17 protein-coding genes are annotated in these 16,642 nt (G+C 56.8%); 15 read left to right on the top strand and 2 right to left on the bottom strand.

The window, feature by feature from the left end:
* Window positions 1-378 precede the first annotated feature (378 nt).
* The 13 genes from ACFPB1_RS15280 (at window position 379) to coaD (ending at window position 13,055) form a co-directional block, all read left to right on the top strand.
* Window positions 379-852: a helix-turn-helix domain-containing protein gene (locus tag ACFPB1_RS15280; RefSeq protein ID WP_208847113.1), complete on the top strand. Its 474-nt coding sequence runs from the start codon at window positions 379-381 to the stop codon at window positions 850-852.
* Window positions 853-854: 2 nt separating this feature from the next.
* A complete protein-coding gene (locus tag ACFPB1_RS15285) occupies window positions 855-2,108 on the top strand; it encodes a phage major capsid protein (RefSeq protein WP_208847114.1) in 1,254 nt (417 codons plus the stop codon).
* Window positions 2,109-2,588: 480 nt separating this feature from the next.
* Entirely contained in the window at window positions 2,589-3,545 is a 957-nt protein-coding gene (locus tag ACFPB1_RS15290) for a D-2-hydroxyacid dehydrogenase (RefSeq protein ID WP_379226766.1), read from the top strand.
* 4 nt (window positions 3,546-3,549) lie between these two features.
* Window positions 3,550-3,915 carry a CidA/LrgA family protein gene (locus ACFPB1_RS15295; RefSeq protein WP_379226768.1) on the top strand — a complete coding sequence of 122 codons (366 nt, stop codon included), beginning with the start codon at window positions 3,550-3,552 and terminating at the stop codon, window positions 3,913-3,915.
* Window positions 3,905-4,594 carry an LrgB family protein gene (locus ACFPB1_RS15300; RefSeq protein ID WP_379226769.1) on the top strand — a complete coding sequence of 230 codons (690 nt, stop codon included), beginning with the start codon at window positions 3,905-3,907 and terminating at the stop codon, window positions 4,592-4,594. Before ACFPB1_RS15295 ends, ACFPB1_RS15300 begins: the two co-directional genes overlap by 11 nt.
* Before the next feature lie 134 nt (window positions 4,595-4,728).
* Complete coding sequence (locus ACFPB1_RS15305; protein WP_379226770.1) at window positions 4,729-5,940, top strand: peptidylprolyl isomerase; 1,212 nt, start codon at window positions 4,729-4,731, stop codon at window positions 5,938-5,940.
* Between the two features lie 261 nt (window positions 5,941-6,201).
* Window positions 6,202-7,824, top strand: coding sequence for a peptide ABC transporter substrate-binding protein (locus tag ACFPB1_RS15310; RefSeq protein ID WP_379226772.1), 1,623 nt, complete (start codon window positions 6,202-6,204; stop codon window positions 7,822-7,824).
* An 83-nt stretch (window positions 7,825-7,907) separates the two neighbouring features.
* A complete protein-coding gene (locus ACFPB1_RS15315; protein WP_379226774.1) occupies window positions 7,908-8,843 on the top strand; it encodes an ABC transporter permease in 936 nt (311 codons plus the stop codon).
* Window positions 8,840-9,757 (top strand): ABC transporter permease, encoded by a 918-nt coding sequence (locus ACFPB1_RS15320; RefSeq protein WP_379226776.1) that lies wholly within the window; start codon window positions 8,840-8,842, stop codon window positions 9,755-9,757. The genes ACFPB1_RS15315 and ACFPB1_RS15320 overlap by 4 nt, the downstream gene beginning before the upstream one ends.
* A 25-nt stretch (window positions 9,758-9,782) precedes the next feature.
* A complete protein-coding gene (locus ACFPB1_RS15325; protein ID WP_379226778.1) occupies window positions 9,783-10,781 on the top strand; it encodes an ABC transporter ATP-binding protein in 999 nt (332 codons plus the stop codon).
* Complete coding sequence (locus ACFPB1_RS15330) at window positions 10,778-11,743, top strand: ABC transporter ATP-binding protein (RefSeq protein ID WP_379226780.1); 966 nt, start codon at window positions 10,778-10,780, stop codon at window positions 11,741-11,743. Before ACFPB1_RS15325 ends, ACFPB1_RS15330 begins: the two co-directional genes overlap by 4 nt.
* Before the next feature lie 187 nt (window positions 11,744-11,930).
* Complete coding sequence (rsmD, locus tag ACFPB1_RS15335) at window positions 11,931-12,512, top strand: 16S rRNA (guanine(966)-N(2))-methyltransferase RsmD (protein WP_379226783.1); 582 nt, start codon at window positions 11,931-11,933, stop codon at window positions 12,510-12,512.
* 3 nt (window positions 12,513-12,515) lie between these two features.
* Complete coding sequence (coaD, locus tag ACFPB1_RS15340; protein ID WP_379226784.1) at window positions 12,516-13,055, top strand: pantetheine-phosphate adenylyltransferase; 540 nt, start codon at window positions 12,516-12,518, stop codon at window positions 13,053-13,055.
* On the opposite strand, the gene ACFPB1_RS15345 is transcribed toward coaD, so the two are convergent.
* A complete protein-coding gene (locus tag ACFPB1_RS15345; protein WP_379226786.1) occupies window positions 13,052-14,230 on the bottom strand; it encodes a nucleoside recognition domain-containing protein in 1,179 nt (392 codons plus the stop codon). The two genes, coaD and ACFPB1_RS15345, sit on opposite strands and share 4 nt — an antisense overlap.
* 96 nt (window positions 14,231-14,326) lie before the next feature.
* Complete coding sequence (locus ACFPB1_RS15350; RefSeq protein ID WP_379226788.1) at window positions 14,327-15,571, bottom strand: nucleotidyltransferase; 1,245 nt, start codon at window positions 15,569-15,571, stop codon at window positions 14,327-14,329.
* A gap of 112 nt (window positions 15,572-15,683) precedes the next feature.
* On the opposite strand from ACFPB1_RS15350, the gene ACFPB1_RS15355 reads away from it, so the two are divergent.
* The gene (locus ACFPB1_RS15355; protein WP_379226790.1) at window positions 15,684-16,196 is read left to right on the top strand and encodes a YceD family protein; all 513 of its coding nucleotides are present in this window, start codon (window positions 15,684-15,686) and stop codon (window positions 16,194-16,196) included.
* 55 nt (window positions 16,197-16,251) lie between these two features.
* Window positions 16,252-16,425 carry a 50S ribosomal protein L32 gene (gene rpmF / locus ACFPB1_RS15360; protein WP_090637702.1) on the top strand — a complete coding sequence of 58 codons (174 nt, stop codon included), beginning with the start codon at window positions 16,252-16,254 and terminating at the stop codon, window positions 16,423-16,425.
* The last annotated feature ends 217 nt before the right edge of the window (window positions 16,426-16,642 follow it).

The following is a 16,642-nucleotide window of genomic DNA, read 5'->3' on the forward strand; positions in this document are numbered from 1 at the left end:
TCCCGCATACCCAAGACCAAGCCCACCAGTTGAACTTCTTACTTTCCTTCAGATTCTCCTGAAGCCAAGGTGATGAAATCCTGCGAATGAGTGAGTATATGTGAGATAAACTCTTAAAACCGAGGGACGGGAGACGATAGTTTAACAAAGATTTAAGGTAGCCGACGTTTTTAGTCGGCTACCTTTTTATCTTTCCAGGGCCTTTCCCCCCGCGGGCTGCAAAAAAATGAAGGGATGTCCACAGACCGCGTCCCCCTCTAGCGTGAAAAAAAGTCCCCAAGCGGCATCCAGAAGAAATGTCTGTACGATGTCCGCTTCCTGTCCAAACACCAATGATAGCATTATCCATGTAGAAAAAATGTTCAGGAAGGTGATGAAATGACAGTAAGGGAAGCGGCAGAAACACTCAAGGTGCATCCAAGAACGATTTACAACATGATTGATGATGGGCGTCTCAAGGCAACGAAAAACTACCATGGAGCATGGGAAATATCAGACGAGCAGATTGACCAAATGCTTAACGAGTCAATCAAACGTGGTGACAGGGCCATGGAGCTGGGGGGCGCAATCGATGTATTGCAGCCGCTTAATCAAAACAGCTATAAAAACACTTTTCTCGAACTGATCGAAGTAGCAGAAAAGGCAGTAACAGCATTTAAGAGTGGCAACGCAAGACCAGAGACAATTATTTCTGATTTCAAAAAAGTTATTACACGCTTGGACGAAACTGATTCCGTATCCTCATTCATTCGCAAAGTAATGTCATTAGCAGGTACGTATAACGATGAATCTTTCGAATCGCTTGAACTGCTTGTAAACGTACTCGAATCTAGAAACAATAAGGCGGTGTAACCATGAGAAACTTGAAGAAAATTAATGCGTTGAAACAGCAAATGGCCGAGAAACGAACTTTGGCAAATCAGATGGCAGATGAAAATAAACTTGAAGAGGTGCGAGCAATTTCCGCAGAAATGCGCACCTTAAAAGAACAAATTGAAGCGCTGGAAGAATTGGACAATGTAGATCAGGGCCGAATTTCAAACGATTCTAAAGTAGATCCGCTTGGAGGCGAACCAGCTGCAGGAGCTCTAAACGAAACCCGGTCTCTGAAAAGAGAACAACGTATGAGTACACTTGCGAAGCCCTATATGATGGACGGGCAGAAGCGCACGCTTTCTTTAGGGAAGTACGTTAAGGGGATCGTAACCGGAAACTGGACGAATGCAGAAGCGGAGCGTCGTGCAATGTCCGAGAACGTACTTACCGGCGGTGGCGTACTTGTGCCGGAATTGCTTTCTACAGAGGTAATCGACCTGGCGCGCAACCAAGCTAGGGTTATCCAGGCAGGCGCATTAACCATCCCAATGGAATCCAATGCATTGACGCTGGCCAAGGTTATTAACGGACCAGCAGTTGCATGGAAAGCTGAAAATGCTCCTATTGCTGAATCTGACGTAACTTTTGGTGCAGCTGACCTGAAGGCTAAGACGCTAGTTGGAATGGTGCGTTTAAGTGTAGAATTGTTCGAGGATGCGGAAAACATTGATTCTATTATAGAACAAGAACTTGCGGCAGCTCTCGCCCTAGAATTGGATCGCGCCACATTGTTCGGTACTGGAATCGATGATGAACCGCTAGGACTGTACCGTACCTCCGGATTGCAAAAGATTGATATGGGCGTTAACGGTGACAAGTTGGAAGGGTATTTCCCGTTTTCCCAAGCGGCTGAAATGATCCAGAATGTCAACGGAGAAGCTACAGGGGTCATATGGGCCCCGAGAACAGCCGGTGCTGTAGATCGGCTTACGGACACTTCGGGACAGCCTCTGAAGGCTCCAGCGTCGTTTGAGAGCCTTAAGAAATACTCGACCAATCAAGTCCCCATCAACCTTGCACATGGTACCACAAATAACGCGAGCGTGGCGCTTCTGGGGGACTGGTCGAAGCTCTACATTGGTACCCGCACTAACCTTACCTTAGAAACGAGCAGAGAGGCTGAAGGGGCGTTTGGTAAGCTCCAAGTAGTCATTAGGGCTTACCTCCGTGCAGACGTACTGGCGTCCAAGCCAAATCACTTTGTAGCCATTGAGGGAATCGTTCCAGCTTAAACAAAACATGCCAAGGCCGGCACAAGATGTGCGGGCCTTTTGTCTGTACCTTATATTGAAGGAAAGCGAGAACAATCGTGGCCAGGTGCGATTATCTAAGAGCAGCTGAGCCCTTGTTTTTATTTTATCTTCGTCATCAATTCGTCATCAATTTGATTTATTTTGTGATGATGTTAAAACATAAAGTGATAAAAAGCTTGATATTACTGGGGTAATTAAAAATCCGGGGCCCTTCTTTCGAAGGGCCCCTTTCATGGGAGAGGAGAAACCGGACGAAGAGCTTATGGGGAAACGTAAGTCTTCTCCGCGGTTGTCTACGGCATCTCGCGACGCCGATATCTTCAGAATGCCCAGATTGCGGCGGCTTATACCTCGACTTGGAAATCATTTTTCCCGAAATCGGTTACGGCTTCCGAATTCCTGTTGTATGATTTTCTTAGGCATTGCCTGAGTTGAAAGCGGGAAGGGGTTCGCACGCAGATGAAGATTGTGGTATTGGACGGGTATACGCTCAATCCGGGCGATTTGAGCTGGGACGAAATCGGCCGGCTGGGGGAGCTGACCGTATACGAGCGCACCTCATACGGGAAGATCGTTTCCCGGGCGAAGGGGGCGGAGCTGATTTTGACGAACAAGACGCCGCTTCCGGCGGAGGTTATCCGCGAGCTGCCGTCGCTGCGCTATATCGGTGTTTTGGCGACCGGTTACAATATCGTCGATGTGGACGAGGCGAGGAAGCGGGAGATCGTCGTGACGAACGTGCCCGACTACAGCAACGCGGCGGTCGCGCAGTTGGTTTTCGCGTTCATGCTGGAATTTGCGAGCCGCGTCGGCGTGCACAGCGACGCGGCCCGCGGCGGCCGGTGGGCGGCCGGGCCGGACTTCTCGTTCACGCTCTCGCCTCTGCGCGATCTGGCCGGCAAGACGCTCGGCCTGATCGGCTTCGGCAGCATCGGGCAGCAAGTCGCGCGCATCGCACTGGCGTTCGGCATGAACGTCATCGTACATACCCGTACGCCGAAGGGGGTTCCCGGACTGGAGGCCGTCCGGTTCGTTGCGAAGGAAGACGCGTTCCGCGAGGCAGACATCGTCTCGCTGCACTGTCCGCTCACGCCGGATACGCAGGGGATCGTGAATCGCGCTACGCTGGCGCTGATGAAACGGGACGCGCTGCTCATCAACACGGCGCGAGGCGGCCATGTGGAGGAGCGCGAGCTGGCGGAGGCGCTGAACGAAGGGCGCATCGCCGGCGCGGGGCTGGACGTGCTCGTCGCGGAGCCGCCGGCGCCCGGCAATCCGCTGCTCTCGGCGGCTAATTGCCTCGTCACGCCCCACATCGGCTGGGCGACGGTCGAAGCGCGAAGCCGGCTGATGGCGATCGCCGCGAACAATCTGCGCGCGTTCCTGCAAGGGAATGTCGTTAACCGGGTGAATTGAGGCCGTGCGGGGCTTTTGCATCATCATGGGCTTTGACGGCGCCGGCTTCCTGCTCCACCAAACGGCCGGCGTGCCGCTGCCGTCGCATGTGCTGGGACTGCTGCTGCTGACGGCCGCGCTGTTCTTGCGGGTGATCAAGCTTGAATGGATCGAAGGCAGCGCGGCTTTCCTGACCAAGCATATGATGCTGTTCTTCGTGCCGTTGCTGGCGGGAGCCGCTGCCATCGCGCCCATGCTCGGGGAATCCTGGCTGGCTGCGCTCGTCGGCGTCACGGCCGGAACGGCGGCCGTCATGGTTGGAACGGGGCTTGCGACGAAATGGCTGACGCGCGGACGCGAGAAGAGGGAGGAGACGCAGCATGAACGATAGCCTGCTAGCCGATCCGCTGCTCGGGACGACGCTAACGCTCGCGGTTTACGCGGCGGCCGTCCTCGCCTACCGCAAGCTCCCGTGGCTGCATCCGCTGATCGGCGCGCCGCTGATCGTCTATCTCTGCCTGCGCCTCGCTGGTATCTCGTTCGACGCGTACCGCATCGGCGGCGACCTCGTATCGTTCTTCCTCGGACCGGCGACGGTGGCGATGGCGGTCCCGCTGTACAAGCACGCTATGCGCCTGAAGGCGATGCTGCCCTCGCTGCTGCTCGGCGCGCTCGCCGGAAGCGCGCTCGGCCTGCTCGTCAACGCCGCGTGCGTGCTCGCTTTCGGCGGCACCGGCGCCTTTCTGCGCGCGGCGCTGCCGAAGTCCGTCACCTCGGCGGTAGCCGTGGATTTGTCCGGCTGGCTCGGCGGCTCGCCGGCGTTGACGGCGGCGCTGACCGTGCTGACCGGCCTGTTCGGCAGCGTGACGGGACCGTGGCTGCTGCGGCTGTGCGGCGTATCCGGCAAGATCGCGTCCTCCATCGCGATCGGCGCCGCCGCCCACGGCATCGGTTCCGCGCGGTTGCTCGCGGAATCAGAGGAGCGCGGCGGGCTGAGCGGCTTCTCGATGGCGGCGAGCGCGGTCTTTACACCGGTGCTTCTGCTGCCCGTGCATGTTTGGCTGCTATAACGAAGCGCGCGAGAATCGCAACGATAGATGTCGCGTCAACTTTTATCTTTTCTTAAGGTTTGTCGATATTTTTTCTGCTATAGTGACACAGTAGAGATAAGACGACTGCTAATTGCCGGAAGGGAGATTTCAAGTTGAACGACAAAGAGAAAGAATTGAAGAAGGACAGCGAGCAATCGTTGGAGCAAGACACTGCCCAAGCGAGCGCGGATAGGGAAGAAACCGCGCGCGAACGCGAAGCAGCGGCGAACGAGGCCGGGCTCGCGAACGCGGACGAGCATAAGGACGAGCCTTTCGAGCGGGACGAAGAGGAGCGCGAAGAAGACGAACGCCGGCCGGCGCCGGCGGCATTCGTCTCGAAGCCGTCCCGCGGCGGCAAGGCGTGGATGTATATTTCCCTTGGTCTCGCGCTGATTCTGATCGTCGTATTGGTCAAGCCTCCATTCGGCGGCAGCTCGGACAAGCAAGCCGTCGGTTCCGTCAACGGCGTCTCGATTACGAAAGACCAGCTCTACGACGCGATGGCCAAGCTCGGCGGCGCGCAAACGATGGACAACCTGATCCAGGACGAGCTCATCAAGCAGGAAGCCGACAAGAAGGGCATCGTCATCACAGCTGCCGACGTTGACAAAGAAATCGAAAATATTAAGAAGCGCTTCCCGTCGGAAGCCGATTTCGAGAGCGCGCTTATGCAAAGCGGCATGACGCTGGAAGACCTGAAGGCGCAAACGCCGATGCAGCTCCGGATTCGCAAAATCCTCGAGCCGCAAGCGCAAGTGACGGACAAGGACGTCGAAGATTACTTTAATCAAAACAAAGCGCAATTTGATCAGCCGGAAGAGGTCAAGGCGTCGCACATCCTCGTGGCGACCAAAGAAGAAGCAGAGGCGATCATTAAGCAACTGGAAGGCGGCGCGGACTTCGCGACGCTGGCGAAAGAAAAATCGACGGACACGGGTACGAAGGACAACGGCGGCGACCTCGGCTTCTTCGGCAAAGGCGCGATGGACCCGGCTTTCGAGAAAGCGGCGTTCGCGCTGAAGGTCGGCGAAATGACGAAGGAACCGGTCAAATCCCAATACGGCTACCACATCATTAAAGTCACGGACCGTCATGAAGCCAAACCGGCGACGCTGGCCGAGAAGAAAGACGAGATCAAGGAACAGCTCATCCAGTCGAAAGTATCGGATCTGTCGGCGACGTGGTTGGACGATCTGAAGAAGAAGGCGCAAATCACGAATACGCTCGCGGCAACTGAAGACGCTGCGGACGCGACGGGCACTGCTACGACGGGCAACGCTTCGGCCGGCAATACCGCGACAGGTAACGCTGCGACAAGTAAATAAGCACCATCGCGGGCATGAGCACCACAAGCCAGAAATTGGCTTGCGGTGCATTTTTGTTTTACGGATATAATGAATAAGGAAACTGAGGCGCAGCAACGATGTATTCGTTTTCAGTCACGTTGGTGTTAACTAAGCTGACACAAGGGGATAGTAAATCTTTACAAGCGTTCAAATTGTATTTTACAAATTGTAAAAAAGGATGTATGATTGGCTACAGGATTTAAAAAATTATACATTTTGCATGGAGGCGGGCTCTTAAGAATGAAGAAGAAAATGCTGCTTATGGTTTCACTCATGCTGGTCCTGACGGGGGTGTTGTCAGCCTGCGGGAAGAGCGGATCGGGTTCCGCCGAGACGTTCCGGATGAACCTGACGTCCGAGCCGCCTAGTCTTGACGTCTCCCAAGCGCAAGACCAAGTATCGTTTACGGTACTTACCGGCCTGTTCGAAGGTCTGGTGCGCACAGATGCAGAAGGCAACATCGTACCGGGCGTAGCCGAGAAATGGGACGTTTCCGCGGACGGCAAAAAATACACGTTCCATCTGCGCGACAACGCAAAATGGTCCAACGGGGACCCGGTAACGGCGCAAGACTTCGAGTACTCGTGGAAACGCACGCTCGATCCGAAACTCAACCCGCCGGCTCCTTACGCTTACCAGCTCTACTACATCAAGAACGGCCAGAACTACAACGTCGCGAAGGATAACCCGAATCACATCACGGATCCGAGCCAAGTCGGCGTTAAAGCGCTTGACGACAAGACGCTTGAAGTCGATCTGGAAAACCCGACGCCATACTTCCTGAACATCGCGGCGTTCTTCACGGCTTATCCGGTGAAAAAAGACGCGAACTTCGCGGAAGCGAAAGGTTACATCAGCAATGGACCGTTCAAGATGAAATCGTGGAAGCACGGCGATTCCATCGAGCTCGTACCGAACGAAAACTACTGGGATAAAGACAGCATCAAGCTGAAGAGCGTTAAATTCTCGATGGTTAAAGATCCGAACACCGAGCTGAACATGTATAAAACCGGCCAGCTGGATTGGGCAGGGAAGCCTACGGGCGCAATTCCGCCGGAGCAACTGGACAAGTACCGTCAAGAAAATAGCAAAGAGCTGTCCATCAAAGGCATCGCAAGCACGTACTACTACAACTTCAACAACACGAAGAAGCCGTTCGACAACGTTAAAGTCCGCCAAGCGCTCTCGATGGCGATCAATCGTCAAGACATCGTCGACAAAGTCACGAAAGCTGGCGAAGTGCCGGCATATGGCTTCGTATCGACCGGTATCCACGGCGTGAACGGCGAATACCGTTCCGAAGTGAAAGACGATTACTTCAAAGAAGACGTTGCAAAAGCGAAAGAACTGCTTGCCGCAGGCCTGAAAGAAGAAGGCATGACGAAAATGCCTGAATTCACGCTCGCATTCAACGAAGGCCTGCACAAAACGGTTGCGGAAGCGATCGCGAACATGTGGAAAGAAAACCTCGGCATCGACGTCAAACTCGAGCTGCAGGAATGGAAAGTCTTCTTGAAAAACCGTCAAAGCCTGAACTACGACGTCGCTCGCGCAGGCTGGGGCGCAGACTACAACGATCCGATGACGTTCATCGACATGTTCACGTCGAATGGCGGCAACAACGACATCGGCTTCAAAAATCCGGAATACGACGCGCTGGTTAAAGAGGCGTACGCTACGGCGGATCAACAAAAACGCGTTGACGCGATGGCGAAAGCGGAGAAAATCCTCATCGGCGACAATCAAGCGATCATGCCGCTGTACTACTACTCCTCCGCACAGCTGATCAAGCCGTACGTCAAGAACTACGTGATTGACTTCAGCGGTAACGTGGACTACACGCGTATTTCGATCGAAAAATAATACGATTTAAGAATTCAGGGGACATAGGGATATATGTGGTATACCCATATATATCCCTTCTCTATGATTGGAGAGTGCTTAAGATGGTTCGGTACTTGGGTGGTAAACTTATCAACATCGTGTTTTCCCTTCTTATTTTAGCCACCGCAACCTTCTTCTTGATGAAAGCAGTCCCTGGGGACCCTTTCACCCAAGAGAAGGCTATTCCACCGGAAATTAAGGCAAACATCATGGCGCACTACGGTTTGGATAAGCCGCTAGGCGAGCAGTACTTGATCTACATGAAAAAGCTGTTTCAGTTCGATCTCGGATTGTCGATGAAGAGCCAAAACCGTACGGTGACCAGCATCATTACGGATTCCTTCGGAACGTCTGCGAAAGTCGGTGCGATCGCAGTCGTTGTTTCTGTCATTATCGGGGTTTATTTGGGCATGATGGCTGCCCTGCGGCATCGCGGGCTCGTCGATAATACGGCCATGTTTCTTGCCGTTATCGGCATTTCGGTGCCGAACTTCGTTATCGGCGCGATCATTCAATATTTTTTGGCGGTAAAAATACCGATGTTTCACGTTGCGGGCTTGGAAGGTCCGTTGGACTACGTGCTTCCGACGATTGCTTTGTCCACGCTTCCGATCGCCTTTATCGCCCGTCTTACTCGTTCTACCATGCTAGAAGTGCTTACCTCCGACTATATCCGCACCGCGAAAGCCAAAGGCTTGACGCCGCGCGCGATTCTGTGGCAGCACGGTTTGCGCAACGGGATTTTGCCCGTCGTGACGTATTTGGGACCTATGACCGCGAATATCATTACCGGTTCCGTCGTCGTCGAACAAATTTTTGGACTCCCAGGCTTGGGCGCTTACTTCGTGGATAGCGTCATGAACCGTGATTATACGCTTATCATGGGGATTACGATTTTTTATGCCGTCATTCTGATGGCTGCACGTTTCGTTACGGATATCTTGTATATCTTTGTGGATCCACGCATTAAATTGAGCGGAGGTGTAGTTAAATCATGAGTCAAACTGCTCCGTCTCCGTTCGAACGTTTGGAACAGAAGCATTCCGAGGCCGAGGTTATCGTAACCGAAAGCCGCTCAACTTGGCAAATAACGTGGGCACGGCTCCAAAGCAACACATGGGCCATGACCGGTTTGTATATTTTGATCGCCGTCGCCATACTGTCCATCGTGTGTCCGATGCTGTCGCCGTATACGTCGTATACGAATAACCTCGACAATACGTTCGCGGCTCCGTCGGCCAAGCACTGGTTCGGAACAGACAACCTGGGCCGTGATTTATTTACCCGGACTTGGCTTGGCGTTCGTATCTCGCTGACGGTCGGCATCGCGGCCGCGCTATTCGATTTGATCATCGGCATTATCTATGGCGGCATCATGGGCTACGCTGGCAAACGTCTCGGCGGCGCCATGAACAAAATCGCGGAAATGCTGTACGCCATCCCGCACTTGCTCGTCGTCATTCTGCTCAGCGTCGTCATGGGCTCATCCCTGACGACCATCATTATCGCGTTGTCGATTACCGGTTGGATTACGATGTCGTGGATCGTGCGCGGCCAAATCCTGCAGCTGAAAAACCAGGAGTACGTTCTGGCGGCGCAGTCGATGGGCGCAAGCAACGCGCGCATTCTGTTCAAACATCTGATTCCGAACACGCTCGGTCCAATCATCGTAACGGTGACCCTGTCGGTGCCGTCGGCGATATTCTCCGAAGCGTTCCTGAGCTTCTTGGGTCTTGGCGTTCAATCGCCGGCCGCGTCGCTCGGTTCCTTGATCGGAGAAGCCATTTCGTCGTGGACGCTGTATCCATGGACGATGTTTATTCCGGCTTCCCTGCTTAGCATCATGATGCTTGCCTTTAATATTTTCGGGGACGGTTTGCAGGACGCATTCGACCCGAAAATGAAAAAATAAATTTTCAGCGCTGGGAGTGAGCTATATGAACGATCCGATACTACGCATCAACGATTTGCATATCTCGTTTCATGTGCGCGGTGGAGAAGTGCAAGCCGTGCGCGGCGTCACCCTGGATGTCAACCGCGGCGAATCCGTAGCGATCGTCGGCGAATCGGGCAGCGGCAAGAGCGTCACGGCCCAATCGATTCTTCGCTTGATCCCTACGCCTCCGGGCGAATACAAGCAAGGTTCCATCGAATTCATGGGCGAAAATTTGCTAACGAAAACCGAGAAAGAGATGGAAGCGATCCGCGGTCACAAGATCGGCATGATCTTCCAGGATCCGATGACGTCCCTGAATCCGACGCTCACGGTCGGCCGCCAAATTACCGAAGTGCTGATCAAGCACCAGAACATGACGAAATCGCAGGCGACGGACCGCGCGATCGAGCTGCTGACGCTGGTCGGCATCCCGAACGCCAAGGACCGCGTGCGCCAGTACCCGCATCAGTTCTCCGGCGGCATGCGGCAGCGCGTCATGATCGCGATCGCGCTCGCGTGCAACCCGGCGCTGCTGATCGCCGATGAGCCGACGACCGCGCTCGACGTTACGATCCAAGCGCAAATCATGCAGTTGATGAAAGAGCTGCAGGAGAAAACGGGCACGTCCATTATTTTGATCACGCATGACCTTGGCATCGTCGCCGAAACATGCGACCGCGTCGTCGTCATGTACGCCGGCAAAGTCGTGGAGACCGGCACGAAGTACGAAATTTTCAAAAACCCGCAGCATCCTTACACACGAGGCTTGCTGCGTTCGCTGCCGCGCCTGGACCACAGCAAGGACGAGCCGCTGGTCCCGATCGTCGGCACGCCGCCGGATATGTCGGCACCGCCGAAGGGCTGTGCGTTCTGCGCGCGCTGCGACGAGGCGATGCGCATCTGCGTCGACAACGACCCGGTTAATTATCCAATCAGCGAGACGCAAACGGCGCGCTGCTGGCTCCATGACCCGGCCATGAAGGAGGGTGCGAGCGCATGAGCAAGAAAGACAACGTGTTGATCGAAGTCGATCACTTGAAAAAATTTTTCCAAGTCGGCGGCAATCAGACGCTGAAAGCCGTCAACGACCTGAGCTTCGGCATTCGCGAAGGCGAGACGCTCGGCATGGTAGGGGAGTCCGGCTGCGGCAAATCCACCGCCGGCCGTACGATTCTGCGGTTGTACGAGCCGACCGACGGCGCCGTGAAATTCATGGGCGAGAACATCATGAAAGCCAAAGGCTCGAAGCTGAAGGCGCTGCGCCGCGAAATGCAAATGGTGTTTCAGGATCCGTATGCTTCGCTGAACCCGCGTTGGACGGTCGAGAATTTGATCGCCGAACCGCTGGATATCCATGGCCTGGCGAACGGAAGCAAGGACCGCCGTCTGCAGGTCGAACGCCTGCTTGACCGCGTCGGTCTTCGCCCGGAGCACGCGTCGCGCTATCCGCATGAATTTTCCGGTGGCCAACGCCAGCGGATCGGCATTGCCCGCGCGCTCGCGGTCAATCCGAAATTCATTGTCTGCGACGAGCCGATCTCCGCGCTCGACGTGTCGATTCAAGCGCAAGTCGTTAATTTGCTGCAGGATCTGCAGCGCGATTTCGGCCTGACGTACCTGTTCATCGCGCACGATCTGGCGATGGTCAAGCATATCAGCGACCGCGTGGCCGTTATGTATTTGGGCAAGATGGTGGAGCTCGCGGAGAGCGAAGAGCTCTACGCGAATCCGAAGCATCCGTACACGAAAGCGCTGATGTCGGCAATTCCGGTGCCGGATCTCGACGTTGTCGATAACAAGGAACGAATCGTGCTCTCCGGCGACCTGCCGAGCCCGATCAATCCGCCGAGCGGTTGTCCGTTCCGCACGCGCTGTCCGTTCGCGACGGAGAAGTGCGCCGCAGAAGTGCCGGCCTTCCGCGAAGTCGAGCCGAATCACTGGGCAGCTTGCCATTACGCGTAATAATCCGCATTATTAATAGTAGAAAAGCGTTCCGCCATTCGGCGGGACGCTTTTTGTTAGCAGGGAAAACTGCGGCGGAGAACGATTTTTTCGTAATGCGACCGTCCGTTCTTAATTTCCCGGTCGAATTGTGATACGATATTTAGCGTATGCGGATAGGTAGCAGAGGAAAGGGGAACTCGCAGCATTGAGAGTCATATCAGGCACGGCGAAAGGCCGGTCTTTAAAAGCGGTGCCGGGCACGAACACGCGCCCGACGACCGATAAAGTAAAGGAAGCGATCTTCAGTATGATCGGTCCGTATTTCGACGGCGGCTTGGCGCTCGATTTGTTCGCCGGCACGGGCGGACTGGGCATCGAGGCGTTGAGCCGGGGAGCGGACAGAGCCGTATTCGTCGACTTGGAGGGGGCCAGCATCGAAGTCGTGAAGCAGAACGTGCAGGCGGCCGGCATGTCGGACCGTGCGGAAATTTATCGAACTGACGCCACTCGGGCCGTAAAGGCGCTTGCCAAACGCGGCTTGAAGTTCGCGCTTGTGTTCTTGGATCCGCCGTATCGGATCAAGGATATGGATGTCCTAATGGGAGAGCTGGCGGAACGCGGACTGCTGGAGGACGGCGCGAAAGTCGTCGTCGAGCACGACGCGGAGCACCTCTATCCCGAAGCGATGGCGCATTACAACCAAATTAAGCAGACACATTACGGCGATACCGCGGTGACGATTTACCGCTACGAAGCGGAGAACGGGCAAGAGCCAACGGAGGATTGAATCATGGAAGCAACACCAACAACCGGATCGCCCGGGGGCCGCGTAGCGGTCTATCCCGGCAGCTTCGATCCGGTCACGTGCGGGCATTTGGACATTATCCGGCGCGCCGCGAAGCAGTTCGATCACTTGATCGTGGCGGTGCTGAATAATACGAGCAAGAAGCCGCTCTTCAGCGTCGAGGAACGCAAACAGCTGTTAACGGAGGTGACGCAGGATTTGCCGAACGTGACCGTCGACAGCTTTCGCGATTTGCTCGTGCATTTCATGAAGTCGCGGCAGGCCGACGTCATCGTGCGCGGCATCCGTTCCGTGACGGATTTCGAATACGAGATTCAGATGGCGTCGACGAATCATCAGTTGGACGGCGATATCGAGACGATCTTCATGATGACGAATCCGAAGTATTCGTATTTAAGCTCCAGCATCGTGAAAGAGATCGCGATGTTTCACGGGAACGTGCAGGATTTGGTGCCGCCCGAAGTGCAGCGGGCGCTGATCGCCAAGTTTTCGGAAGGAACGCGCGCGAACGGGTCGCAAGGTTAATGCAGCCGCAGCTTGGCTGCGAGCGCGGAGACGGCGGACAGCAGGAGCAGCGCGCTGAGAAAGGCGAGCAGCACGGCGGGCGCGTACGGCCATAGCGTGTACAGCTCGGACGCGCGCACGGCGCCGGAAGCAGCGATGGATGGCTCGTCGCGCCCGGCGAACGGGGAGAAAGCCGGTGCGATGCCGTTCGTGAGCCGGATGATCGGCTTCCAGGCGAGCAGCATGAGCAGGAACGCGATTGCGCTTTGCAGAACGCGGGAGAGGGCCAGCAACCGCATGGAGAGGCCTGTGCCGATGACCGCCGAGCCGGCCTGCAGCATCGCGCTGAGGCCGCCCCAGCTGAGCACGGCCGCCGCCGCCGCCGCTTTCCACGGCAGCCCGCCGGAGAACGAAGCGGATGCCGCGGCGTAGGAGCCGATATGGCTTTCGATCAGGCCGGGAAGCGCGAAGGCCGGCACGAGATCGGGAATCGCCGGCGTCAGCAGCCGAACGAGCACGGCGCAGAAAATCATGAATCCGCCGACGGCCATTAGCTTATAGACGGCGGCGGTGACGCCGTCGCCGAGGAGCTTGCCGAAGGAGCGGCCGTCGCGCTTCCGGGCGTCCCGCATCGCGGCCGCGGCACGGCGCAGCAGGTTGGCGGGCGGCGGGGAGAGCGGCTCGGTCCGTTCGCGTTTCGCCGCTCTCGCGAGCACGAGCGCCGGCGCGAGCGCCGCGATCCAGACGACGAGCAAGAGGGCGATACCGAGCTCGGGGCGGTGCAGGAAGCCCGTTCCGACCACGACGATGACGAAGATGGGATTTGGCATGTGCGCTAGCGCTAGCAGGCGGTTGCCTTGCGCGGCGGTGAGTGAGCCGTTTTTACGCAGCGCCGACGTGGCTTCGGCGCCGCACGGGAAGCCGCCGGTCCAACCGAAGGCGACGGCGACGCCGGCTTCGCCGGGCAGGCGGAACAGTTTCTGCATCAGCGGCTGCAGCAGCGTGCCGAAGGCGTGGACGACGCCGAATGCCGTCATGAGCTCGAGCAGTGTTAGGAAGGGAAGCAAGCCCGGGAACACGATATTCCACCAGACCGTCAAGCCTTGCAGCGAGGCGCGGAACGCTTCGTCCGGCTTCATGATGATGGCCGCGACGAGCAGGATGGAGAGCAGGGCAAGCGTTAAGGTGCGTTTCATCGTACCACGCTCCTCGTACAGGGTAAGGCCTGGCCATGCCAGGGCCATTACATGTGTACGCTTGTCTTGGCGAGGATAGACCAGTCTCGCGCCGCGTTAGCCGACCGTGACCGGTTTCTCGTAATAATCGCGGAATAAATCCCGGGGCGAGGCGTTCGCCCAGCCCAGGGCGTAGATCGATGTCGCTTGGACGTCGAGCGCTAAGTACGGATATTCATCCTGCGCCCCGGCGGCGCTGTTCAAAATCGGCAGCCTGGCGGCGGTACGCATGCGCTTCAGCAGCTCGCGGCCGCGCGGACTGAAGCCGAGCACGCGGATGTACTGCACGCCGGCTCGCAGCCGGTCCGGCGCGAGCTGTTCCTTGTCGTGGCCGAGCAGGACGGCGAGCAGGGCGCGCTGCAGCTTCGTGCGCGTGTACCGCTTCGTCTTCAGCCGCTCGAGCAGCGGCTCGAAAGCGACGGCCTCGAGCTCGGGGAGCAGCCGCTTGACGCGGTGCTCCAGCCCTTCGCTCATCTCGTGATAGCGCCCGAGCGCATCCGCCGGCTCGCCTGCCAGCTTGTGGAACAGCTGAAGCGCATAACGCTCCCAGCCGTTGCGCCCTCTGCCGAGCGCGTCGTCGCGCAGCAGCAGCTCGAGCGTCGAAGCAGGCACGAACGGCGCCGCGCTCGCGGGCGAAGCCGACTCCGCGACGAGCTTGCGGATTGCCGTCGCGCTCGCGATTTGCGCGTCGGTAATGGTCGTCTGCGCGTAGCCGGCCTTCTCCCGGCGAAGGGAGAACGGCTCGATGGCGCTGTCCAGCCGCTCCAGTGCCAGCAGGTAATGCAGCCCGAGCGTATTGTTCGGCTGCTCGAACGGGAAGGCCGCGGCTTCGGCGTCGCCCGCCTCAGCCATGAACCGCCGGACGGCGGCGCTGTACGCCGCGGGATAGCTCGCGCCTGTCCGCAGCTCGGCCGCGATGAGCCCGGCAAACGCCTCCGGTTCGTGCGCGAGCAGCCGCGCGACCCGGCGCAGCGGCGCGATGTCGCCGGCCTCGCTGCCGAAGCAGAGGGCGTCGACGACGCCGGTCGCGTCGAGCAGTGCCGCGGCGCCGTAGGCGAACCATTCGGCCGCTTGCGTGGAGTAGGCGACGGGCAGCTCGATGACGACGTCACAGCCGCCGCGCAGCGCCATTTCGGCGCGCGTCCATTTATTGAGAAGCGCGGGCTCGCCCCGCTGTAGGAAATGGCCGCTCATGACCGCGACCACGGCGTCGCTGTTCGTTATTTTCAGCGATTGCTGCAAATGATAGAGATGACCGTTGTGAAACGGGTTGTACTCGACAATGATGCCGACCGTGCGCATGGTCCGACCTCCGTTCGTTGTTCGTATCTTTTTCACTATAGCACGACGTGAAAATGTTGACAAAACGATCTGCTAATCGATATAATAAACTTTGTTTGTTTGGAGTGATACGATGGAGATTCATGTACGGGAAGTGGCCGCCAAAGGGATGGCGACGACGTTCAAGACCAGCTTGGACACCGATTGGCTGAAGCAAGTGCGCAAGGATGTCCTGAGCGCGAGTCCGATGGACGTGAACGCGAAGGCGTGGGGCGAAGAAGGGATAGCCCATGTGGAGGGCGAATTGACTCTCGATGTGGAACTGTCTTGTTCCCGTTGCCTGGAACCGACCAAGGAGCACGTCGTGCTGCCGTTTCATGAACGCTTCAAACTAGAAGCGACCATGGACGGGTCCGAGCCGGAAGACGTCACGCCGGTGGAGGAGGACAAGCTGGAGCTCGAGCCGATGCTCGAAGAGATGCTGCTGCTTGCGCTGCCTTTCGTGCCGCTCTGCGATGAGGACTGTAAGGGCCTTTGCCACACGTGCGGAACCAATCTGAATGAACGCAATTGCGGATGCTCGAACGATCGGATTGATCCGAGGCTTGCCGCATTGAAGGACTTGTTTAACGATTCGCAGTCTTAAGGAGCCTTCGCTACAGGGCGCGATTCGATGCAATTCTGTTAAGGAGGTGGGAAACATGGCAGTACCACAACGTAGAACGTCCAAAACGCGCCGGGACAAACGCCGCACACATTTTAAACTGGCGGTGCCGGGCATGGTGAAATGCGATCAATGCGGAGAATTGAAACTGGCTCACCGCGTATGCAAAGTTTGCGGAACCTACAAATCGAGAGAAATCATCAAACAATAGTTTGAACGCGAATAGCACTTCATCGCAAGATGGAGTGCTATTTCTTGATGGCAGGCGCGAGCGGCACTTCATCGTCGGATGAAGTGCTATTTTTATACCGGCGGCCGGCCGACATTGCGCGGAGCGGCGTTCTTCTATATACTGTTAGTACCTGGTTATAATAGCTGATTGTAACGCGGTTGTCTTTCCCGGGTGCGGGCGCCGGTTCGGCCTCGCC

The sequence above is a fragment of the Paenibacillus sp. GCM10023250 genome (genome assembly GCF_042653205.1).
Taxonomy (GTDB): Bacteria; Bacillota; Bacilli; order Paenibacillales; family Paenibacillaceae; genus Paenibacillus_Z.